Consider the following 23,208-nt stretch of genomic DNA (forward strand, 5'->3'; position numbering starts at 1 on the left):
GTGATAGCAGAACGCGCACTAAAAACACTAGAGTTTGATAAAGTACGAGCTCAAGTAGCTACTTATTGTACAAGTTCAATTGGTACTTCAGCAATTGAAAAGTTAACTCCTGAAACAGATTTAGAAAAAGTAAAATCACTATTAGATGAGATGGATGAAGGTCTTTCAATTCTTCGAGTAAAAGCAAATGTACCAATGGGAGGGATTTTTGATATTCGTCCGCATGCAAAACGTGCACAAATTGGTGGTATGCTTAGTCCTCAAGAATTAATGGAAATTTCAAGTACCATTCGAGCAAGTCGTATTTTCCGTGAATTTATAGAAGAAATTGAAGGTGAAGGGGATATCCAAATTCCTCACTTCATTCAGAAGAAAAATGATATTCCGGTTCTAACGGGATTACAACATGAAATTAATTCTTGTATTGATGAAAATGCAGGTGTAATGGATTCAGCAAGTTCTGAATTGCGTTCCATCCGACAACAACTTCGATCACAGGAAGCACGAGTACGTGAAAAATTAGCAAGTTTAACACGTGGTAGCAATGCATCTAAAATGCTATCAGATTCAATTATTACGATTCGTAATGACCGTTTTGTGATTCCTGTTAAACAAGAATACCGTAGCCATTATGGTGGAATCGTACATGATCAATCAGCTTCTGGGCAAACACTTTATATCGAACCAGATGCTGTCGTACAAGCGAATAATGAAATTCACCGTTTAAAAGCGAAAGAAAAGGTAGAAATTCAGAAAATTTTACTACATCTTTCTGCATTAGTACAAGAAGTGGCGCACTCCTTATTTACACTTGTTCAATTACTAGGTGAAATTGATGTTATTTTAGCCAAAGCAAAATATGGCCAAGCCAATAAATGTACAATGCCTCTTATGAATGATGAAGGTTATATGAACTTGGGAAAGGCTCGTCACCCTCTATTGCCAATTGATGTTGCAGTAGCAAACGATATTGAATTCGGACGCGATATTACAGCAATCGTAATTACTGGCCCTAATACAGGGGGGAAAACCGTCACACTTAAAACAGTTGGCTTATGCACATTAATGGCACAGGCTGGTATTCCAATACCTGCACTAGATGGCTCAGAGCTTTCAGTCTTTACACAACTATTTGCAGATATTGGCGATGAACAATCTATTGAACAAAGTTTATCTACATTCTCTAGCCATATGGTGAACATTGTGGATATTCTAAAACAATTTGATGAACATTCACTTGTCCTATTTGATGAATTAGGAGCGGGGACTGACCCTCAAGAAGGTGCAGCGCTTGCCATTTCAATTTTAGATGAAGTGCATGGTAGGGGTGCTCGCGTCATGGCAACAACCCATTATCCGGAGCTAAAAGCATACGGCTATAATCGTCAAGGTGTAGTCAATGCAAGTGTTGAATTTGATGTTGAAACACTGAGTCCAACTTATCGCTTATTAATTGGTGTTCCTGGGCGAAGTAATGCCTTTGAAATTTCTTCGCGTTTAGGATTACCTGAACATATTATTAAAAGTGCAAAATCATTTACTGGAACAGACCGTCATGAAGTTGAGTCAATGATTGCATCATTGGAAGAAAGTCGTCGTAAATCCGAAGCAGATGCAGAGCGTTCACATCAACTGCTTGAGGAAGCTGAAAAACTTCAAGCTGAACTTGACGCTAAGTTAAAAGATTACGAAGAAAACAAAGAAGAGTTAGCGAAAAAGGCGAAGGAAAAAGCGCGTAAAATTGTTGAAGATGCAAAAAGAGAAGCGGAAGAAGTGATCGCTGAACTTCACAAAATGCGTTTAAATGCAAACAAAGTTGTCAAAGAGCATGAAATTATTGAAGCTCGAAAACGTCTTGAAGAAGCTGCTCCTATGGAAAATCGTATTTTGAAAAAACAACGCCAAGCAAATGCTCGCGCTGTCAACCTTCAAAAGGGCGATGAAGTAAAGGTCTTAAGCTATGGTCAAAAAGGAACTTTGCTCGAAAAAGTATCTGACAAAGAATGGATCGTCCAAATTGGTATTTTGAAGATGAAACTTGATGAATCAGACTTAGAATATGTAAAACCTGAGAAAGTGAAAGATACAGTTTCAGTAGCAAACGTTCGTAATCGAGATTCATATGTTAAACTTGAATTAGATTTACGTGGTGAACGCTATGAAGACGCAATGATTCGAACGGAAAAATACTTGGACGATGCATTATTATCAAATTATAACCGGGTATCTATTATCCATGGTAAAGGCACAGGTGCGTTGCGACAAGGTATACAATCACTACTCAAACGACATAAACGCGTGAAATCATTCCGTTACGGTGAAGCGGGTGAAGGTGGCTATGGCGTAACTGTTGTTGAGTTAAAATAGAGAAAGAAAATTTGGGGGGTGGGATTGTATGTTACTAAATAGCTTTTGGCAGCATCCTATTGTTGAAACAACAGGATATTTTAGTGTAGTCGTACTTTGTCTGGTAGTGGCCATGGTATTATTTGAGCTGGTTACCAAATATAAAAATTGGCAAGAAATAAAGAATGGCAATGTTGCAGTATCTTTAGCGACTGGTGGGAAAATATTAGGGGTATGTAATATTTTTCGCTACTCCATTGAACGTCATAATTCACTTATTGAAATGATTGGATGGGGATTGTTTGGATTTATCTTACTAATTTTTGCTTATATTCTCTATGAATTTTTGACGCCTACATTTAAAATCGATCATGAAATTGAAAAGGATAATAGATCAGTTGGATTTATTTCCTTTACGATTTCAGTTGGATTATCATTTGTCATAGGAGCAAGTATTTCTTAGTCGTTTAGGAGAATTATATATGGAAACTTTAGCGAAAGTGTTGATGGTTATTTGTGGTCTCTTCATCCTATCTGGAATTATATATTTATTTATGCATTAAATATAAAGCTGTAATCGAATTACTTCTGAAGCGGAAGTATTAAAGATTTATGCTTATGCAAAATCTCAGACTGTAGTCAAACTTGAAAATTTTTGAGTTTGCCTGCAGTCTTTTTTCTATAAAAAAAGATACATAAGAGCGTTGATTTTCGCTTCGGTGTACGCTTTCCGCTTGCGAACGTTGAGCCTCCTCAGGGCAACAGGATGTTGGTCATGGAGTCGTTGCCACAGGATGTGGCGTTCTTAGACTCCGTTCCTTAATCGCACTCCGGGGTCGCATCTGTTTCACTTTCCCGCATAATATGAATGAGCCTGACACTATCCTCCGTTCCAATCAACTATATACTTAAATGTACAATGCACTATTTATGATAGCTTTAAAATACACCATCCCAGTTTACATACTAAGATTAGACTTGTACCTACTCATCTTTATGAATGAAAAGTAGAATAATGCTCGAATAGATTAATTTTTATCTAGAAAATTCATGAAAATAATAATTATCAATTGAAAGCGTTATCTATATTACTTATAATTAAATTTATAAATATTCTAACAATTTGTAAAAAGGGGGCGTTTCGATTGACTGAAAAGATTTGGTTAAAGAACTATCCGCCTAATATTCCTACAACATTGGAGTACGAAGAAATTCCATTACAAGAATATTTGACGAGGGCTGTTGAGAAAACTCCTAACAAAATTGCAATTCATTTTCTTGGAAAAGATATTCCGTATAAAGAGCTATATGAATCTTCCTTAAAATTTGCAAATTACTTAGTGAAAATAGGCATTGAAAAAGGAGATCGGGTAGCAATTATGTTGCCAAACTGTCCACAAAGCGTTATTGCATACTATGGTGTTTTATATGCTGGTGGTACAGTTGTTCAGACAAATCCACTTTATACAGAGCGTGAAGTAGAGTATCAGCTTAAGGATGCAGGTGCAAAAGTAATTGTTACATTAGATGTACTTTATCCCCGATTGATGAAAGTATGGAAGAATACAGATTTAGAGAATATGATTGTTACGAGTATTAGAGATTTTTTACCATTCCCTAAAAATCTACTGTATCCGTTTATTCAAAAAAGAGAATACGGTTTTAAAGTGACAGTAGAGCATAGCGGATCAAATCATCTCTTTTCAGAAATCATGAAAATTGGCGAAATAAATGCCATTAAAATAACTTCAAATTATGAAAATGACATAGCGTTACTTCAATATACTGGTGGCACAACAGGGTTTCCAAAAGGTGTTATGCTCACCCATAAAAACCTAGTCGCAAACGTACAGATGTGTAGTGCGTGGATGTCAGAATGTACACCTGGAAAAGAGGTCATTATGGGCGTTTTGCCGTTTTTCCATGTATATGGCATGACAACTGTTTTATTACTGTCAGTAATGAGAGGAGATAAGATGGTGTTACTGCCAAAATTTAATGCGGCTGAAGCGTTGAAAACCATTCAAAAACAGAAAACAACATTATTCCCTGGAGCTCCAACTTTGTACATTGGTTTACTGAATCATCCTGATTTAAATAAGTACGATCTTTCTTCCATCAAAGCATGTATTAGTGGCTCAGCCCCTCTACCAGTTGAAGTCCAAGAGAGATTTGAGAAAGTGACAGGTGGAAAGTTAGTTGAAGGATATGGTTTAACCGAATCTTCACCTGTAACACACGCAAACTTTATATGGCATAAAGAGCGTGTAAAAGGATCAATTGGTGTTCCATGGCCAGATACGGATGCTGCAATTTTCAGCCCTGATACGAAAGAACAGTTACCAATTGGTGAAATCGGTGAAATAGCTGTAAAAGGTCCTCAAGTGATGAAAGGTTATTGGAATCGTCCAGAAGATACTGAGATGACATTGCGAGATGGTTGGTTGTTAACGGGAGATTTAGGTTATATGAATGAAGATGGCTATTTTTTTGTCGTCGATCGTAAAAAAGATATTATTATTGCAGGAGGCTATAATATCTATCCACGAGAAGTAGAAGAAGTATTATATGAACATGATGCTATACAGGAATGTGTAGTCGCTGGTGTTCCAGATCCATATCGTGGTGAAACGGTTAAAGCATATATTGTATTAAAAGAAGGCTATCAAGTATCAGAAGAAGAATTAAATAAATACTGTAGAGAAAATTTAGCTGCATATAAGGTGCCACGTATCTATGATTTTCGAAAAGAATTACCGAAAACGGCTGTAGGTAAAATTTTGCGAAGAACATTAGTGGAAGAGGAAAAGTCAACTATAGAACAAACAATATAAAAACATAAACCCTTACTTGACAATAATCGGTTGAAAATATATCATGAAAACATGAATGAATAGTCATTCATATTTTTGTAATTAAACCGGTGGTGATCATATTGAAGAAAAACAAACCAAAATATAAACAAATAATTGACGCTGCTGTCATTGTAATTGCGGATAATGGTTATCACCAAGCGCAAGTTTCCAAAATTGCAAAACAAGCTGGCGTTGCTGATGGAACCATTTATTTATATTTTAAAAACAAAGAAGATATATTAATTTCAGTTTTTAAGGAAAAAATGTCTTTATTTGTTGATAATTTACAAGATATAATAAAAGAGAGTTCTTCAGCTTCAGAAATGCTCTACAAGATGATAGAGGGACATTTTAAAGTACTATCAGAAGATCATCATTTAGCAATCGTTACGCAATTAGAACTTCGTCAATCTAATAAGGATCTTCGATTAAAAATCAACAGCATTCTAAAAGAATATCTAAAATTACTTGATGAGATTTTAAAAAAGGGTATTGAAGCTGGTGAATTTATGCAAGACATGGATATTCGTCTTGTAAGACAAGTAATTTTTGGAACGATTGATGAAGTGTCGACAACATGGGTCATGAAAGAGCAAAAGTATGATTTAGTTGCAATGGCACCTCGCGTTCATCAGATTTTGTTAAAAGGGATTCAAAAGGGGTAGTAAGTTGGCAAAGTGTCACAACTTTGCCACATACATATTTTTTAACAAAGGAGGAAATGGGGAATGGAATATCTAAATTATACAGTGGATGAAGGAGTTGCAATCACAACTATTAATCGTCCACCTGCAAATGCACTATCTCGTGCGTTAATCGAAGAGGTAAATCTTTTATTAGATGCTGTTGAAAATGATGAAGATGTACGAGTTGTATTGCTACATGGTGAGGGTAGATTCTTTTCTGCTGGAGCAGATATTAAAGAATTTACGAAAGTATCATCGGAAAAAGAGTTTGAAACTTTATCAACTCGTGGACAAGATGTTTTTGAGAGACTTGAGAAGTTTTCAAAACCAGTAATTGCTGCTATACATGGAGCAGCTCTTGGTGGTGGTCTTGAACTAGCAATGAGCTGTCACTTCCGCTATGTGAGTGAAACAGCAAAATTAGGTTTACCAGAATTGCAACTTGGCTTAATCCCTGGTTTTGGTGGTACACAACGTCTACCACGTTATGTGGGAGTTGCAAAAGCAGCTGAAATGATGTTCACAAGTGAACCGATTTCAGGAGTAGATGCCGTAAAATGGGGCCTTGCAAATCGTGCAGTTCCAGAGGAATCTCTATTAGAGGAGGCATTAAAAACCGCCAAGAAAATTGCAAAGAAAAGCCCGGTCGCATTAAAAACAGCAATAGAAATGTTGCAATTTACCAAAGCAACTTCTTTCTACGATGGAATTACAGCTGAAGCAAAAGGTTTCGGAACTGTTTTTGTGACAAAAGACGCGAAAGAAGGAATCACTGCATTTATCGAAAAAAGAGAGCCTGTTTTCAAAGGACAATAAAAGTATTAGGGGGTTAATAATATGAACATTTATGTATTAGTTAAACGAACTTTTGACACTGAAGAGAAAATCGTATTAAATGGTGGCGTAATACAAGAAGATGGTGCTGAGTTCATCATCAACCCATATGATGAATATGCAATCGAAGAAGCCATTCAAATTCGCGATGCACAAGGTGGCGAAGTAACAGTTGTAACAATTGGCGGTGAAGACGCTGAAAAACAACTTCGTACAGCCTTAGCAATGGGTGCCGATAAAGCAGTACTAATCAATACAGAAGATGATGTTGAGGATCTAGATCAATATTCTGTAGCATATATTTTAGCCGAATACTTGAAAGATAAAGATGCAGATTTGATTTTAGGGGGTAATGTAGCAATTGACGGTGGTTCTGGTCAAGTTGGCCCACGAGTTGCTGAATTACTAGATATCAATTATGTAACAACTATTACTAAACTTGAAATTGATGGCGATACAGCTAAAATTGTGCGCGATGTAGAAGGGGATTCAGAGGTATTAGAAACTTCTCTTCCACTTTTAGTTACAGCACAACAAGGATTAAACGAACCACGTTATCCTTCTTTACCTGGAATTATGAAAGCTAAGAAAAAACCATTAGAAGAACTAGAATTAGATGATCTAGATATTGATGAAGATGATGTAGAAGCGAAAACAGAAACAGTTGAGATTTTCTTACCAGCACAAAAAGAAGCTGGTCGTGTTCTACAAGGAGAACTACAAGATCAAGTAAAAGAACTTGTACAATTACTACATTCAGAAGCGAAAGTTATTTAAGCTGATTTACATTGCTGAGGAGGGAATCACATGACAAAAAAAGTATTAGTATTGGCTGAAGTACGTGAAGGAACTTTAAGAAATGTTTCGTTTGAAGCAATTGCAGCAGCAAAAACAATTGCTGGAGATGGTGAAGTAGTTGGCGTTTTAATCGGTGATGCTGTTGAATCATTAAGCGCAGAGCTAATTCAATATGGTGCAGACCGAATTGTAATTGTAGAACATCCACATTTAAAACAATATACTTCTGATGGATTTAGTCAAGCTTTTAAAGCTGTTGCTGATGCTGAAAATCCTGATGCTATTGTATTTGGTCATACAGCTTTGGGTAAAGACTTATCACCTAAAATTGCTAGTAAGTTACAAAGTGGTTTAATCTCAGACGTTACTACAATAGAAGGTAATGGTGATGATGCACTATTTATTCGCCCTATCTATTCAGGAAAAGCATTTGAGAAAGTAAAGGTTAAGGAAGGTATTGTGTTTATAACAATTCGTCCAAATAATATTACTCCACTTGAAAAAGACGAGTCTCGCTCAGGAGAAGTTTCAAGCCAGTCTGTAGAGATTACGAATCTACGTACTGTTGTTAAAGAAGTTGTTCGTAAAGCATCAGAGGGTGTAGACTTATCCGAAGCAAAAGTAGTTGTATCAGGTGGACGTGGCGTGAAGAGTGCAGAAGGTTTTGCTCCTTTACAAGAGTTAGCTAAACTTTTAGGTGGTGCAGTTGGTGCTTCACGTGGTGCTTGTGATGCTGATTATTGTGATTATTCATTACAAATCGGCCAAACAGGTAAAGTTGTAACACCGGATTTATATATTGCTTGCGGTATTTCAGGTGCAATCCAACACTTAGCAGGTATGTCTAACTCTAAAATTATCGTAGCTATTAACAAAGATCCTGAAGCAAATATTTTCAAAGTAGCAGACTATGGGATTGTAGGCGATTTATTTGAAGTTGTCCCAATGTTAATTGAAGAGTTCAAAAAAGTTGCAGTAAAAGCATAATCAATAAGAAAGCTCTGCAAATCTCATCATTGCAGAGCTTTTTATTTTAGATAGATTTCAATATTATGTTAAAATAGCGGTAAAGTGAGCAGAACAGTCGCTTGACGTTTTTATTTATGCTACACTACGGATACATAGAGTTAAGGAGGAAATGTAAAATGGCAATTGTACATTCAACAGATGCAACTTTTTCAAATGATATTGCAAATGGTTTAGTATTAGTAGATTTCTGGGCAACTTGGTGTGGACCATGTAAAATGATTGCTCCAGTTCTTGAAGAATTAGACCAAGAATTAGCTGGAAAAGTGAATATCGTAAAAGTTGACGTTGACCAAAACCAAGAAACAGCTAGCCAATTTGGCATTATGTCAATTCCAACATTATTATTGTTCAAAGATGGCGAACAAGTTGATAAAACTGTAGGCTTCCAACCAAAAGAAGCTTTAGCTGAATTCATCCAAAAACACGCTTAATCATTTTGGATTGATAAACAAAACCGGGTCCCTACATGGAGCCCGGTTTTTTTTAGAGGTGATTTGATGAATGATTTGATCAAACAAAAACTAGCGATACTACCTGATCAACCAGGTTGTTATTTGATGAAAGATCGACAAGGTACCATCATTTACGTTGGAAAAGCAAAAGTACTAAAAAATCGTGTACGTTCTTATTTCACAGGATCACATAATGGCAAAACACAACGCCTTGTAAGTGAAATAGAAGATTTTGAATATATTGTAACATCTTCAAACATAGAAGCATTTTTACTGGAATTAAATTTAATTAAATTACATGATCCAAAATACAATATTATGCTGAAGGATGATAAAACCTATCCTTATATAAAAATTACAAATGAAAAATATCCGAGATTGCTCACTGTACGTAAAGTAAAAAAAGACAAGGGAAAATATTTTGGTCCTTATCCGAATGTAGGTTCAGCTAATGAAACAAAAAAATTACTTGATCGAATATATCCTTTACGAAAGTGCCATACTCTTCCAAATAGAGTTTGCCTGTATTATCATCTAGGTCAATGTTTGGCACCATGTGTAAAAGACATTGATAAAAAGATTTTTGAAGAAATGGTACAGGAAATTACCAATTTTCTTAATGGTGGATATGCAGAAGTAAAAGAGGAGTTACAGCAGAAAATGCTAGCTGCTTCAGAACAACTAGACTTTGAGCGTGCAAAAGAGTATCGTGATCAAATTGCACATATTGAAACTGTAATGGAAAAACAAAAAATAACCACAACTGATTTTACCAATCGAGATGTCTTTGGATATGCGGTAGATAAAGGATGGATGTGTGTTCAAGTATTTTTTGTGAGACAGGGAAAGCTAATAGAACGAGATGTATCCCTATTTCCATCTTATGGCGAACCTGAGGAAGAATTTTTAACCTATGTGGGTCAATTTTATGAAAAAGCGGATCATATCAAACCAAAAGAAATTCTTATCCCAAAAGAAATAGATGGAGAGATGCTTCAACAAGTCTTAGAAATCAAAGTAGTAAAACCGCAAAAAGGTAGAAAAAAGGAATTACTAGATTTAGCTTCAAAGAATGCGCAAATTGCCATAACCGAAAAGTTCCAATTAATAGAAAGACAAGAAAAAAGAACGATTGGGGCTTGTGAAGAACTTGGCAATGCGATGAATATCGCTACACCGCTTCGAATTGAAGCCTTTGATAACTCGCATATTTTCGGTGCAGATACTGTTTCGGCAATGGTCGTTTTCATAGATGGAAAACCTAGTAAAAAAGACTATCGAAAATTTAAAATTCAAAGTGCAGATGCTCATGATGACTATGGTGCAATGCGCGAAGTTATTCGTCGTCGGTATTCACGCGTTTTAAAAGAAGGTCTTCCACTCCCTGATTTACTCGTTACAGATGGTGGAAAAGGGCAAATGGAAGTTGCTAGAGAAATTTTAGAAGATGAACTGGGTCTTGATATTCCGATTGCAGGATTAGCAAAAGATGATAAGCACCAAACATCCCAACTGTTATATGGAAATCCACCGGAAGTTATTCCGCTAAAGCGAACGAGTGAAGCATTCTATCTATTGCAAAGAGTTCAAGATGAGGTGCACCGATTTGCGATTACATTTCATAGACAATTACATGAAAAAAATGCGATTACTTCAGTTTTAGATGAAATTCCCGGTGTGGGTCCAAAAAGAAAACAACAATTATTAAAACATTTTGGTTCAATTAAGAAAATTAGAGAAGCAACTTTGGAAGAATTACAAGATGCTGGTGTATCTAAAAAACTAGCTAGTGCAATAATTGACTTTTTTTTGAAAAAATGATTGCTAGATATGAAAACGTATGGTATCTTTATGACACCAATTAAAAATCACTGATTTAGTGATGATAGAGGCGCGGGTTTCAAGAGTATGCGACTGGAGGATGAATAGATCCAGTGATCGTCGTTGAAAGGGGAGGCCGCCGAAGTTGCAAGATTGCTAATTCCTTCTTGCTGCTGGTTCTACATTGAAGAAATGTAGAATTGTCAGAATCATCTTCGATTCTGGAGGGCTATCTCACATGAATGTTCTTTTGAACGTGCATGCTAAGAGCAGCCCATTCACTTTATGTGAAGTGCTGCTCTTTTTTCATTAGAAGTCATTGTGAAAATCGCCCACATACTAATATGTAGGGGAGCGTTTTGATGAGTACTTTAGTCGTTAAATTTGGCGGAACTTCCGTAGCAACAACAGAAAGAATCATGCATGTCGCAAAGCGTATACAACGTGAGAAACAAAATGGTTATGATCTTGTTGTTGTCGTATCTGCAATGGGGAAAACAACTGATCAACTTGTAGATATGGCCCATGAAATTTCTGAATCACCTTCAAAAAGAGAAATGGATGTCTTGTTGACAACAGGTGAACAAGTGACGATTTCATTGTTATCGATGGCTTTGCATAAGCTAGGGATTGAGGCTCAATCCTTTACTGGTTGGCAAGCAGGTATTGTCACAGAACATGTACCAAGTAATGCGCGTATTGAGGAGATTGCACCAAAGGCATTAAAACAAGCTTTAGATGCTGGAAAAGTATGCGTCGTAGCTGGATTCCAAGGGATTGATGATGAAGGGAATATCACAACACTTGGACGTGGCGGTTCAGATACAACAGCTGTTGCACTCGCTGCAGCGTTGAGTGCAGAACGATGTGATATATATACCGATGTAGATGGTGTTTATACAAGTGATCCTCGCTATGTAAAAGGCGCAAGAAAGTTAATAGAAATGTCTTATGATGAAATGCTTGAATTAGCTAACCTCGGAGCAGGCGTATTGCATCCTCGATCTGTTGAAGTTGCAAAGAATCACAATATCCCAATGTCTGTTCGTTCGAGTTATGAGGACGTAGAAGGTACCATTTTGAAGGAGGAAATTGAAGTGGAAAAAGACTTAGTTGTACGCGGTGTAGCGTTTGAATCAGATATTATTCGTTTAACAGTTTATTATGAAGAGGCCTATAATGGCTCATTAGCAAATATTTTTACCACATTGGCAAAAAATCATGTCAATGTAGATATTATTGTGCAAACAATTATTGAAGGAACTGAACCATCCGTATCCTTCTCCGTTAAAAAAGAAAATCTGAATGATGCTTTACAAGTTCTTTCTGAACACAAAGATACACTAGGCTACCATCATGTGGATCATGAAGCTGAACTTTCAAAAGTTTCAATTGTAGGTTCTGGTATGGTTTCAAATCCAGGTGTTGCAGCTACAATGTTTGACCGCCTATATCGTGAAGGTATTCCTGTTAAAATGGTCAGCACTTCCGAAATCAAAGTATCTGTTGTTGTTCCACAAGAAGATATGCTTAAAGCAGCAAATGCTTTACACGATGAATTCAACCTCTCTGTTCAAGAAACGATTGCACAGTAATCAAAATAAGTGATGAGTTTGAAACTATTCAAAACATGATGGGCGATTATTTATACAATGAATAATTAGAATAAAAGGATTTTTCATGAGTAGATTTTATACTTATGGGAAATCCTTTTTGTATTGGACAAATTATATTTGCGAAATATTTATATTGTATGGTAAAAGAAAAAACTCTTATCAGTTTGAACTGATAAGAGTTTACGGTAAGTAAATTATCCTTCAACTTTATCTTTTAAATCCCATTTAATATGAAATTTAACGATTGATTGTTTTGGCTTCTTCTCTTCGTAACATTCAGTAAGAAATCCACAACATTGTTGTTGATGTTGTGCTAAAAAGCCTGCTTCTAAGCGGAAACAACGTTGGTCAAATTTAAGTATTTCAGGATCTCCAGTTAAACTACAGAAAGCCTCACATGCAGAAACTTTATCAATAGTTAAATCTCCCCAACCAGCCTCTTTAAAGAAAGCTACTGCTTCATCTAGTCCATATAAAGGAAATTTACGAGCTAAATCTTTACCACACCAATATAAAATGTCTTCCTCATTTTTTCCTAAAATAGAAGATAGTACATGATCACGGATTAATTCATAACCAAATTGTGTAATTTCATTTTTTTGTTGAGTGGACATGGAAATCCTTCTTTCGTATTAATTTTTGTCTAATTCATGTCTTGAAAAGAATTAATAGTCTTAAGAGAGAATTTATGTATCTTTTCGAGAATAACAAAGGTAAGTACAACTTCCGGAAATAGTTTGTGTCACCTTGACGCTATTGAGGGATGAGAGTACAATAAACTTGTCATAATATTGTACCATTATGAAACAAGCAGTCAATAGATGCTAAGTTACAAAAGCATGGCAAAAAAAGACACTTGTTTCCAAGTACTAAGGGGGGTAACAGTCTTGTCGAAAGATCGAGAGTTTTATTGGCGTCGTCTGCATTCTCTTCTTGGAATTATTCCAGTAGGGCTATTTGTGACGCAACACTTGTTAATCAACTTCTCAGCAACAAACGGTGCAGAATCATTTAACAAAGCAAGTGAATTTATGGGGAATCTACCATTTTTATGGTTCCTTGAGTGGTTCGTAATTTACATTCCATTAATGTTCCATGCATTCTATGGTGTGTATATTGCATTTACTGCCAAACCAAATACACAACGTTTTGGTACATTCCGTAACTGGATGTTCGTATTACAACGTTTCACTGGTGTATTCCTTGTAATTTTCATTGCATGGCATATTTTCCAAACTCGTATCCAAAAAGCACTTGGTACAGAGATTGACTACGATCGAATGGTTGATATTTTATCAAATCCAGCCATGGTTGTTTTCTATGCGTTAGGTATTCTTTCTGCAACTTTCCATTTATCTAATGGTATTTGGTCATTCTTAGTGAGCTGGGGGATTACACAATCTCCAACATCTCAAAAGGTCGCAACTTATGTCACTATGATCTTCTTTGTAGTGTTATCTGTAATCGGCGTTGGCGCTCTATTAGCATTTATCTAAATCATTAGCTGTAGACTTGTAAGCGCTTGATTACTATTTGAACGAGGAGTGAGAAAAAAACATGGCTAAAAGCAAATTGATAGTCGTTGGTGGCGGTTTAGCGGGCTTAATGTCTACTATGAAAGCTGCCGAAATGGGCACAGAAGTTGAATTATTCTCATTAGTTCCGGTAAAACGCTCACACTCTGTATGTGCGCAAGGCGGAATTAACGGTGCCGTAAATACAAAAGGTGAAGGGGATTCTCCATGGATCCACTTTGATGATACAGTTTATGGTGGGGACTTCTTAGCGAACCAACCACCAGTTAAAGCAATGTGTGAAGCAGCACCTGGTATCATTCATTTATTTGACCGTATGGGTGTTATGTTCAACCGTACACCAGAAGGTTTATTAGACTTCCGTCGCTTCGGTGGTACACAACATCACCGTACAGCATTTGCTGGTGCGACTACTGGTCAACAACTTCTTTATGCACTTGATGAACAAGTTCGTAAATGGGAAGTTGAAGGATTAGTTACAAAATACGAAGGTTGGGAATTCCTTGGTGTAATTCTTGACGATGAAGGCGTATGTAAAGGTATTAAAGCTCAAAACCTTACAACTCACGAAATCAAAGCATTCCGTGCTGACGCTGTAATCATGGCTACTGGTGGCCCTGGTATCATCTTCGGTAAATCAACTAACTCAATGATTAACACAGGTTCTGCAGCATCTATCGTTTATCAACAAGGTGCAAAATATGCAAATGGTGAAATGATCCAAATCCACCCAACAGCAATTCCTGGCGATGACAAATTACGTCTAATGTCAGAATCTGCACGTGGTGAAGGTGGACGTGTTTGGACTTATAAAGACGGTAAACCTTGGTACTTCTTAGAAGAAAAATACCCTGCATACGGTAACTTAGTACCACGTGATATTGCAACACGTGAAATCTTCGACGTATGTATTAACCAAAAACTTGGTGTTAACGGTGAAAACGTTGTTTATCTAGATCTTTCTCACAAAGATCCACATGAACTTGACGTTAAACTTGGTGGTATCATTGAAATCTACCAAAAATTCGTTGGTGATGATCCACACAAAGTTCCAATGAAAATCTTCCCAGCAGTTCACTACTCAATGGGTGGTCTATGGGTTGACTTCGATCAACATACTTCAATTCCTGGCTTATTTGCTGCAGGTGAATGTGATTACTCTCAACACGGTGCGAACCGTCTTGGTGCAAACTCATTACTATCAGCAATTTACGGTGGTACCGTAGCAGGTCCTAATGCTGTTAACTACATCAAAGGACTTGATAAACACGTTGAAGATCTTCCATCTTCAATCTACGATAATGCTGTTAAAGAAGAACAAGCTAAATGGGACGAAGTAATTCGTATGGATGGTAACGAAAATGCTTACTTACTTCACAAAGAACTTGGTGAAGTAATGACTAACAACGTTACTGTTGTTCGTTACAACGATAAATTGGAACAAACTCTTGTTAAATTACAAGAATTAAAAGAACGTTGGAACAATATTAATGTGAACGATACATCTAAATGGTCAAACCAAGGTGTACAATTCACTCGCCAATTGAAAAACATGCTTGCATTAGCAAATGTTATTACAAAAGGTGCTTTACTTCGTGATGAATCTCGTGGAGCTCACTATAAACCTGACTTCCCTGATCGTGACGATGAAAAATTCCTTAAAACAACAATTGCTGAGTTTACACCTTCATTTGATCCAAAAATTAGCTACGAAGACGTTGATATTTCACTTATCAAACCTCGTAAACGTGACTATACGAAAGGAGCTCACTAATTATGGGTAACGAAGCACAAAAATATGTTGAAGTTGAGATTCAACGTCAAGATAATGAGAACTCTAACCCTTATTGGGAAAAATTCAGAGTTCCTTATCGTCCAAATATGAACGTTATCTCTGTTCTTATGGCAATTCGTGAAAACCCTGTAACTGTAGATGGTAAACAAACTACTCCAGTTGCTTGGAACATGAACTGTCTTGAAGAAGTTTGTGGTGCATGTTCAATGGTGATCAATGGTCGTCCTCGTCAATCATGTTCAGCATTAGTTGACAAATTGACTCAACCATTGAAATTACAACCAATGAGTACTTTCCCAGTAATTCGTGACTTACAAATCGACCGTAGCCGTATGTTTGACTCTTTGAAAAAAGTAAAAGCATGGGTTCCAATCGATGGTTCTTACGATTTAGGCGAAGGTCCACGTATGCCAGAACGCAAACGTGAATGGGCTTATGAGTTATCTAAATGTATGACTTGTGGTGTATGTTTAGAATCTTGTCCAAATGTAAACAGCCATTCAAACTTCATTGGACCAGCTCCACTTTCACAAGTACGTCTATTTAACTCACACCCAACAGGTGCTATGAAAAAAGACGAACGCTTAAACGCAATTATGGGTGAAGGCGGTCTTGCAAACTGTGGTAACGCACAAAACTGTGTAGCAGCTTGTCCAAAAGGTATTCCTTTGACAACTTCTATTGCAGCATTAAACCGTGCTACTTCTGTTCAAATGTTCAAGAACTTCTTTGGTTCTGACCACATGGTTGACTAGTAAACTAGAAATTATGAAACTCCGTACTATATTGGTACGGAGTTTTTTATTTTAGCTGGCAGTTCAGTTTTCACACTGTTTGGTGAGTCGTCACATATCTAGTTTTCCCGTAGGATATTGAATGAATTGCACTGAATGAACATAAGGTAAATGCGAATGCATTTTCCAGGATTCTTCGCTAATTCCACATAGATAACAATAGAGTAGCTATTGGCTAGCTCCAAAATGGACAAAATTGATCACATTAAAAGTCGTATTTTTTATTCATTTAAATAGAGAGTATTTAAAAATATTGATATCCTCATTTTGATTATTCATTACAGATTCAACGAATGTCCAGCCACGATTTTTGTAATATTCTGATGCATTTTCAGTTTTTAAATAAACTTCTTTAAAACCTAATACGATTAAATGTTTTAATAATGCTTCGATAAGCTGAATACCAATCTTTCTGTCACGGTAGTTTTGTTCCACATAAAGTGATGCCAACCAAGGTTTATAATGTGGGCGTTCCTTGTAATCATTTTCAAATACAGAAACTGTACCAGCACATTGATGATCTAATATGGCGATAAATGTTATTGGAAATTTGGAAGAGTGAGTATTCGAAAAGAAATCTATAACATCATTAAAAGTCATTTTGCTGCCGGAAGATAATACAAACTCCTTATAGATCATCTTCGAAACAGTCGCCACAAATTCCTTTGTTTTAAAATGGTATGATTTAATCTTAACTAGAGAAGTATTTGAAAGAATTTAATACTTCAACAAGCAAAATAGACGTTGTAGCTTGATAGCAATTATCATCCAGTTTCTGTTATAATGAAATGAATAGCCATTCATTTTAACGGAAAAAGGGGAAATGGGAATGCAAAAGAGTTATATAAACAATTTTGAAGAGTGGAAGAAAGAATTTTCTTTTTATGTACCAGTTCAAGTGCGATTTTCTGAAACGGATATGTATGGTCATTTGAATAATACGGTACCTTTTGTTTATTTTGAACACGCAAGAATTGAATTTTTTAATCATTTGGGGTTAATGCAAAAATGGCTAGAGAGTGAAACAGATAACATTCCAGTTGTCGCTGACATACAATGTGATTATGTGAAGCAAGTTTTCTTTGAAGAGAAGCTAAAAGTATATGTGAAGATTGCAACGATTGGTAACTCTTCAATTGATCTGCATTATTTAGGGGTAAATGAACAAGATGAAGTCTGCTTTACTGGTAGGGGGACAGTCGTTCAAATGAACCCGAAAACCGGAAAATCAGTACCTTTGAATATAGACCAATTAAAACAAGTAGAAGTTTAAGTTATTTAGTAACATAAATCTCTAAAAGAGATAGGGCAAATGCCGTCACAGCAATCCATCTCCTTACATACTTTACAGTGTGAGGGGATTGGAGGGGCGCACGTAAATGAGTCGTTTTCATCATTCAATTTTAACGAAAAGAGAACACGAAATATTTCTTTTATTAATGAAGGATTATACGACAAAAGAAATTGCTATGGAGCTAGGTATAAGCGAAAAAACGGTTCGTAATCATATTTCAAATACAATTCAGAAATTGGGCGTATCTAGTCGCGCGCAAGCAATGCTCGAGTTAATCCGATTGGGTGAGTTTACTTTAGAGTAAAAAGGACACTTGCCATTTTGTAAAAAACACTTCACAATAGGAATAAGTAATCCTTTTGAGGAGTGGAGAAAGCTACATGTCAAACCAGGAGCATTTGAATAACACACATAATGCAGAACAAATAGCATTTTTAGAAAAAGAGCTTCGTCACATTGCAGCTCTAATCAAACAAAAAGGTAGAGAAATTCTTAGTAATTATACAATTACACCACCACAGTTCATCGCTCTACAATGGCTTCATGAGCTAGGGGACATGACAATTGGTGATCTTTCGAATAAAATGTACTTAGCGTTCAGTACGACAACCGATTTAGTTGATCGTATGGAAAGAAACGATTTGGTACAACGTATTCGCGATAATCAAGATCGTCGTGTCGTTCGTATCCATTTGCTTAAAGAAGGAGAACGCATTATTGAAGAAGTTATTGAACAGCGCCAAAATTACTTGGCAGACATCGTAAAGGATTTCCAAAGCGAAGAAGTTCAATCTCTATCAATATTACTAAGCAAACTATACAAAGAAATGAACCAGGATAGAGGCGGTTAAAGTGAATGCTCCCATTGGAGTAATTGATTCAGGAGTCGGTGGGCTAACCGTTGTGAAGGAAATGCTTCGCTATTTACCAAATGAATCGATAACCTATTTAGGCGACACAGCTCGTTGCCCATATGGTCCCCGTTCTAAGGAACAGGTGATTCAATTTACTTGGCAAATAGTCGATCAACTTGCAAAAATGAATATTAAAATGCTTGTGATTGCTTGCAATACCATTACAGCTGTAGCTCTAGAAGGGCTACAAAAACATTGTAAATTTCCTGTAGTAGGAGTGATCAATGCTGGTGCTCAAGCAGCCATAAAAGCAACTAAATCACATGATATTGCAGTAATTGCTACACAAGGAACAGTCAAAAGTGGTGCATACGAAAATGCACTTTATTCATTATATTCTTCTAGTAACGTAACAACACTAGCATGCCCAAGACTAGTACCACTAGTAGAAAGTGGGGAGTATGAAGGTGAATTCGCTAAAAAACTAGTAGAAGAAACGCTAGCACCTTTAAAAAGCGCGAAGTTTGATACGATGATTTTAGGATGTACACATTACCCAATTATTCAAGGGCTAATTGAAGAAGTAGTGGGCGATCAAGTTCATGTTGTCTCTTCTGCAGAGGAAACAGCGAAGCATGTAAAGGAAATTTTGCAGTTCCATAAAATCGAGAGAACCGATCAAAATCCTCCTGACTATCTTTTCTACACAACAGGATCTGTGCCTATTTTTCAATCAATTGCAAGTAATTGGTTACCTTTAAATGAAGTGAATGTCAAACGAATAAAACTATAGTGATAAGCCCGAAATACAATATTTCGGGCTTTGTTTTGTATAAAATGTTAAAATAGGAACTATCATTAGGAGGGATTTTGTTTGAAACAAGTTGTCATTGCTACAAAAAATAAAGGAAAAGCGAAAGACTTTGAAGCTATTTTTGCACCACTAGGCTATGAAGTCCTTACATTATTCGATGTAGCGCCAGATATGGAGATTGAAGAAACCGGTACGACATTTGAAGAAAATGCAATATTAAAGGCAGAGACCCTTGCAAAGCAATTAAATACATTTGTCATCGCTGACGATAGTGGCCTACAAATAGATGCCTTAAACGGTGAACCAGGTGTATATTCTGCAAGATATGCAGGAGATCACGATGACGAGGCGAATATTAGTAAAGTATTAAACAATTTGGAAGGTGTACCCGAAGCAAAACGTACAGCTCGATTTTGTTGCTGCTTAGCCATAACAGGACCTGAACATAAAACCAAAACAGTATTTGGTACATGTGAAGGGGTTATATTAACCGAAAAACGTGGCGATAATGGCTTTGGATATGATCCAATTTTCTATGTGCCTACACTAGGTCGTACAATGGCTGAAATGACTGCTGAAGAAAAAGGTTCTATCTCTCACCGTGGAAACGCACTACGCAAATTAGCAGATGAATTACCATCTTGGTTTAAATAGGAGGTAATACGTTGAAAATACTCGTAATGAGCGATACACATAGCGACAGAGCGGTAATTACTCAAGTAATGAGCCAACAACCAGAAGTAGATGCTATTTTCCATTGTGGCGACAGTGAACTAGCTTATACAGCCCCTGAACTTCAAAAGGCTTATAAAGTTAGAGGAAACTGTGATCATGATGTCAACTTTCCAACCGAAGTAATAGAGGAAATTGACCGTAAAAGAATCTTCATGACACATGGCCATCTATTTAACGTAAAATCGAGTTTAACCGCACTTTCTTATAGAGCAAGAGAAGTACAAGCAGATGTTGTACTATTTGGACATTCCCACGTGCTTGGTGTTGAACTCGTAGATGGAATCTTATATGTCAATCCAGGCAGCCTCTTATTGCCGAGGGGACGTAAAGAAAAAAGCTATGCTGTGATCGAAAATATTGATAACGGCTGGCATGTCATTTTCTATACAGAAGAAAAAAATGTCATTGCAGAAAAAACTTTATTATATTGATAAAATAGTGTTGACATTTTTACCAATGATGCTATAATAAATATTGTCCTACTGATAATACATCAGTAAGGCATCCTGTCTCAGTAGCTCAGCTGGATAGAGCAACGGCCTTCTAAGCCGTTGGTCGGGGGTTCGAATCCCTCCTGGGACATAATAATATATAAGGTTATACTTAGAGAAATAAGCACTTTCGCTTATTATTCATTTTTACAATTCTCGTACAAACGAGTATTTGTAATTAAGAATGATAAATGGAGGTGCTTTTTCTTTTGACTAAAAAGAAAGGTATATTTGATGTTCAAATTACACAACCACCAATACAACTTAATTCTAAAGAAAAAATTCGTCAAGATATAACGATAGAACAAGCATTATCTGTTGTATTAAGACAACTTGAAGCTAGTGGTTGTAGGGAAAGAACTTTATATGACTATGACAAAATTGTTCATTATTTTATTAGAGATACAAAAGTTACATATCTAATGGACATTTCAAATGATGTTATTTATTCATGGTTAGAAAAGATGGAAGTTAAAAATTCAACAAAATTAACAAGACTTAAAAGTTTCAAGGCATTTCTTAGTCGTTGCTTAGATAATGGTTGGTTCAATAATAAGTTTTGGCGTTCTGTAAATGTAAGAGTAGATACAGAAATTAAAGAAGGTGCAACTGATGAAGATGTAAATTTCATTTTATCTTTATTGGATTATACAAAGTTTCTAGATTTAAGAAATGCAGTAGCTATTTTAATGATGTATCGTTGCGGTTTAAGAATTGGTACTCTTGCACGTATGAAAGAATCTCATGTGAATTTAGAGGATAAAAAGTTGGAACTTGATGGCGAAGTAATGAAAAATCATAAAGGTTTGGTTTTGCCGATTGATGAACAAATGGCGTATTTAATTGATGTTCTAATGAAACAAAACAAAATGATTAGAACTGAATACAAAGAACTGAATGAATATTTATTTATAACTATCAAAGGTACACGAACAAACAATTCAATTACTTCAAATTCTATCCAAAGATGTTTAAGAAAATATACGCTTAAATATGGTTTGAAAAATATTAATCCTCATGCTTTAAGAAGGGGATTTGCTAAAAATTTATACACTAAATCTAATGATTTGCTATTAGTTTCAAAGGCATTAGGTCACAATGATTTATCTGTTACTACTAAATATTTACATACTGAATTAACAGATGTTGCAGATAAATTAAGAAAATTTTTGTAGCAAATAAAAAAGGACTAGCATTGCGAGTGCTAATCCTCCAAACACTTAATTAGTTAGGAAACTAAAATGTGCTACACAGTAAATATATTTTAACGCTTTTTTAGAATATATTCAAGTATTCATGCACATTTTAGTGTTCCTGAAGTAAAAGGAGCAATAAAAATGGAAAGATATATAGCAACAAATGAACGAGTGCAAGAATATATGAATATAAAAAAGACAAATAAAAGCAAAGAAGAACTAAAAGCAAATAAAAATCAAAGATTAGAACAAATTGACGCTAACATTAGAAAAACTGGAAAATTCTTTGATGAAGTATATCCCAAAAAACAAAAAGCAGTATTATCACAAATTTTATATTTAACTGGAAATAGTGGTATATGGAAAATTGGTATTGATGAACTTGCAAAATTGGCTAAAGTTTCACGAACAACTGCTAAAACTGTAATTTCAAAAATAAAAAATGATATTGAAACAAATGAAATTATCATTGGTCATTTAAGTTGTACGCATAAATATATTTTAGTTGATATGAAACATATAAATTTTAAAGATATTATGACTACTGTTTTTTCTTTAAACGACCACCAATTCGACCATCAATTTGGCCACCAATTTGGCCACCCTGAAGGTGCTGAAAACGTTGATATATCAAGCCTGAATGAAGAAAAATCAAGTCTTAAAGGTTTTAAAGGTTTTAAATCTTTTAAAAAACAAGCTATTAAAAATAATAATATATCTATAAGCGAATCTGAAAAAATGGCAATAAGGGAAGAAATAGAAAATCAAGAATTTGAATCACCTGAAGAACAACGTAAGCAATTAGAACACTATGCAACAAATAAATATCAACTAAGATTCTATGATTTTATTCAACTTATGAAAGAACAATACCCTAAATTAGTATCAGACAACGCATATAAGCTATCTTTACGCATTGGTTCAGATTGTACTATAGAACGATTTTATGAAGCTAAGAACGTGCTTCAACGCCTTGTAATGGATATTCATGAAGGATTACAAGTTGATAATATCGTTGCAACGTTTACTGGTGCATTATTGAAACATGAATCATATCCTAAAATTCCAAAAAAAGAAGTTGCTGCAAGACATGAACCGCCTAAATGTGTACTTTACAATTGGTTAGATAAAGCACCAAAAGGCGTTGTAAAGCCTTCTAATGAATCAACTAGCAATAATACTAAGGTTGCACATAAAACCGATTATGAAGCGAAATTAAAAGAAATTAAGGCTAAATTAGGTATGTAAATTAGGTATGTAATG

The 23,208-nt window shown here is 35.7% G+C and carries 23 protein-coding genes, 1 tRNA gene and 1 riboswitch; of the genes, 22 read left to right on the forward strand and 2 right to left on the reverse strand.

Features of this window, described 5'->3' with window-relative positions; genetic code table 11:
- From CEF14_RS01065 to CEF14_RS01110, 10 genes are all read left to right on the forward strand, one after another.
- Positions 1–2,367 (forward strand): endonuclease MutS2, encoded by a 2,367-nt coding sequence (locus CEF14_RS01065; RefSeq protein ID WP_102691124.1) that lies wholly within the window; start codon positions 1–3, stop codon positions 2,365–2,367.
- Positions 2,368–2,395: 28 nt separating this feature from the next.
- On the forward strand, positions 2,396–2,809 hold the full coding sequence (locus CEF14_RS01070; RefSeq protein WP_102691125.1) for a DUF350 domain-containing protein: 414 nt from the start codon (positions 2,396–2,398) through the stop codon (positions 2,807–2,809).
- 682 nt (positions 2,810–3,491) lie between these two features.
- Entirely contained in the window at positions 3,492–5,180 is a 1,689-nt protein-coding gene (locus CEF14_RS01075; RefSeq protein ID WP_102691126.1) for an AMP-binding protein, read from the forward strand.
- 101 nt (positions 5,181–5,281) lie between these two features.
- The gene (locus CEF14_RS01080) at positions 5,282–5,866 is read left to right on the forward strand and encodes a TetR/AcrR family transcriptional regulator (protein WP_102691127.1); all 585 of its coding nucleotides are present in this window, start codon (positions 5,282–5,284) and stop codon (positions 5,864–5,866) included.
- A 63-nt stretch (positions 5,867–5,929) separates the two neighbouring features.
- A complete protein-coding gene (locus CEF14_RS01085) occupies positions 5,930–6,703 on the forward strand; it encodes an enoyl-CoA hydratase (RefSeq protein ID WP_102691128.1) in 774 nt (257 codons plus the stop codon).
- A 21-nt stretch (positions 6,704–6,724) separates the two neighbouring features.
- Positions 6,725–7,498 carry an electron transfer flavoprotein subunit beta/FixA family protein gene (locus CEF14_RS01090; RefSeq protein ID WP_102691129.1) on the forward strand — a complete coding sequence of 258 codons (774 nt, stop codon included), beginning with the start codon at positions 6,725–6,727 and terminating at the stop codon, positions 7,496–7,498.
- 30 nt (positions 7,499–7,528) lie between these two features.
- Positions 7,529–8,506 (forward strand): electron transfer flavoprotein subunit alpha/FixB family protein, encoded by a 978-nt coding sequence (locus CEF14_RS01095; RefSeq protein WP_102691130.1) that lies wholly within the window; start codon positions 7,529–7,531, stop codon positions 8,504–8,506.
- Positions 8,507–8,664: 158 nt separating this feature from the next.
- A complete protein-coding gene (gene trxA / locus CEF14_RS01100; protein ID WP_102691131.1) occupies positions 8,665–8,979 on the forward strand; it encodes a thioredoxin in 315 nt (104 codons plus the stop codon).
- A 66-nt stretch (positions 8,980–9,045) separates the two neighbouring features.
- Positions 9,046–10,821 (forward strand): excinuclease ABC subunit UvrC, encoded by a 1,776-nt coding sequence (uvrC, locus tag CEF14_RS01105; RefSeq protein ID WP_102691132.1) that lies wholly within the window; start codon positions 9,046–9,048, stop codon positions 10,819–10,821.
- 57 nt (positions 10,822–10,878) lie between these two features.
- A riboswitch (Lysine riboswitch) is annotated at positions 10,879–11,061 on the forward strand.
- Positions 11,062–11,183: 122 nt separating this feature from the next.
- Positions 11,184–12,416 (forward strand): aspartate kinase, encoded by a 1,233-nt coding sequence (locus CEF14_RS01110; protein ID WP_102691133.1) that lies wholly within the window; start codon positions 11,184–11,186, stop codon positions 12,414–12,416.
- A gap of 215 nt (positions 12,417–12,631) precedes the next feature.
- On the opposite strand, the gene CEF14_RS01115 is transcribed toward CEF14_RS01110, so the two are convergent.
- Positions 12,632–13,051, reverse strand: a complete 420-nt coding sequence (locus tag CEF14_RS01115; RefSeq protein WP_102691134.1) for a DUF2507 domain-containing protein — start codon at positions 13,049–13,051, stop codon at positions 12,632–12,634.
- A 273-nt stretch (positions 13,052–13,324) separates the two neighbouring features.
- Between CEF14_RS01115 and CEF14_RS01120 the strand changes: the two genes are divergently transcribed.
- The 3 genes from CEF14_RS01120 (at position 13,325) to sdhB (ending at position 16,522) form a co-directional block, all read left to right on the forward strand.
- Positions 13,325–13,933, forward strand: a complete 609-nt coding sequence (locus CEF14_RS01120; protein ID WP_102691135.1) for a succinate dehydrogenase cytochrome b558 subunit — start codon at positions 13,325–13,327, stop codon at positions 13,931–13,933.
- A gap of 61 nt (positions 13,934–13,994) precedes the next feature.
- Positions 13,995–15,746 carry a succinate dehydrogenase flavoprotein subunit gene (gene sdhA, locus CEF14_RS01125; protein WP_102691136.1) on the forward strand — a complete coding sequence of 584 codons (1,752 nt, stop codon included), beginning with the start codon at positions 13,995–13,997 and terminating at the stop codon, positions 15,744–15,746.
- Between the two features lie 2 nt (positions 15,747–15,748).
- Entirely contained in the window at positions 15,749–16,522 is a 774-nt protein-coding gene (sdhB, locus tag CEF14_RS01130) for a succinate dehydrogenase iron-sulfur subunit (protein ID WP_102691137.1), read from the forward strand.
- Between the two features lie 264 nt (positions 16,523–16,786).
- Here sdhB and CEF14_RS01135 read toward each other — a convergent pair whose 3' ends face one another.
- Entirely contained in the window at positions 16,787–17,161 is a 375-nt protein-coding gene (locus CEF14_RS01135) for a GNAT family N-acetyltransferase (protein ID WP_245890021.1), read from the reverse strand.
- A gap of 229 nt (positions 17,162–17,390) precedes the next feature.
- Here CEF14_RS01135 and CEF14_RS01140 point away from each other — a divergent pair, with 229 nt between their 5' ends.
- From CEF14_RS01140 to CEF14_RS01180, 9 genes are all read left to right on the forward strand, one after another.
- Positions 17,391–17,834, forward strand: a complete 444-nt coding sequence (locus CEF14_RS01140; RefSeq protein WP_102691139.1) for an acyl-CoA thioesterase — start codon at positions 17,391–17,393, stop codon at positions 17,832–17,834.
- 106 nt (positions 17,835–17,940) lie between these two features.
- Positions 17,941–18,159: a helix-turn-helix domain-containing protein gene (locus CEF14_RS01145; protein ID WP_102691140.1), complete on the forward strand. Its 219-nt coding sequence runs from the start codon at positions 17,941–17,943 to the stop codon at positions 18,157–18,159.
- A gap of 76 nt (positions 18,160–18,235) precedes the next feature.
- Positions 18,236–18,706, forward strand: a complete 471-nt coding sequence (locus CEF14_RS01150; RefSeq protein WP_102691141.1) for a MarR family winged helix-turn-helix transcriptional regulator — start codon at positions 18,236–18,238, stop codon at positions 18,704–18,706.
- Position 18,707: 1 nt separating this feature from the next.
- The gene (racE, locus tag CEF14_RS01155) at positions 18,708–19,502 is read left to right on the forward strand and encodes a glutamate racemase (RefSeq protein ID WP_102691142.1); all 795 of its coding nucleotides are present in this window, start codon (positions 18,708–18,710) and stop codon (positions 19,500–19,502) included.
- An 81-nt stretch (positions 19,503–19,583) separates the two neighbouring features.
- Entirely contained in the window at positions 19,584–20,177 is a 594-nt protein-coding gene (locus CEF14_RS01160) for an XTP/dITP diphosphatase (protein ID WP_102691143.1), read from the forward strand.
- Between the two features lie 11 nt (positions 20,178–20,188).
- Positions 20,189–20,689, forward strand: coding sequence for a metallophosphoesterase (locus tag CEF14_RS01165; RefSeq protein ID WP_102691144.1), 501 nt, complete (start codon positions 20,189–20,191; stop codon positions 20,687–20,689).
- 77 nt (positions 20,690–20,766) lie between these two features.
- Positions 20,767–20,840: transfer RNA gene (locus CEF14_RS01170), tRNA-Arg, on the forward strand.
- Positions 20,841–20,958: 118 nt separating this feature from the next.
- The gene (locus CEF14_RS01175; RefSeq protein WP_170061393.1) at positions 20,959–21,924 is read left to right on the forward strand and encodes a tyrosine-type recombinase/integrase; all 966 of its coding nucleotides are present in this window, start codon (positions 20,959–20,961) and stop codon (positions 21,922–21,924) included.
- Positions 21,925–22,086: 162 nt separating this feature from the next.
- Positions 22,087–23,193, forward strand: a complete 1,107-nt coding sequence (locus CEF14_RS01180; RefSeq protein ID WP_102691146.1) for a hypothetical protein — start codon at positions 22,087–22,089, stop codon at positions 23,191–23,193.
- Positions 23,194–23,208: the final 15 nt, after the last annotated feature.

The sequence above is a fragment of the Rummeliibacillus pycnus genome, from assembly GCF_002884495.1.
GTDB classification, from domain to species: domain Bacteria; phylum Bacillota; class Bacilli; order Bacillales_A; family Planococcaceae; genus Rummeliibacillus; species Rummeliibacillus pycnus.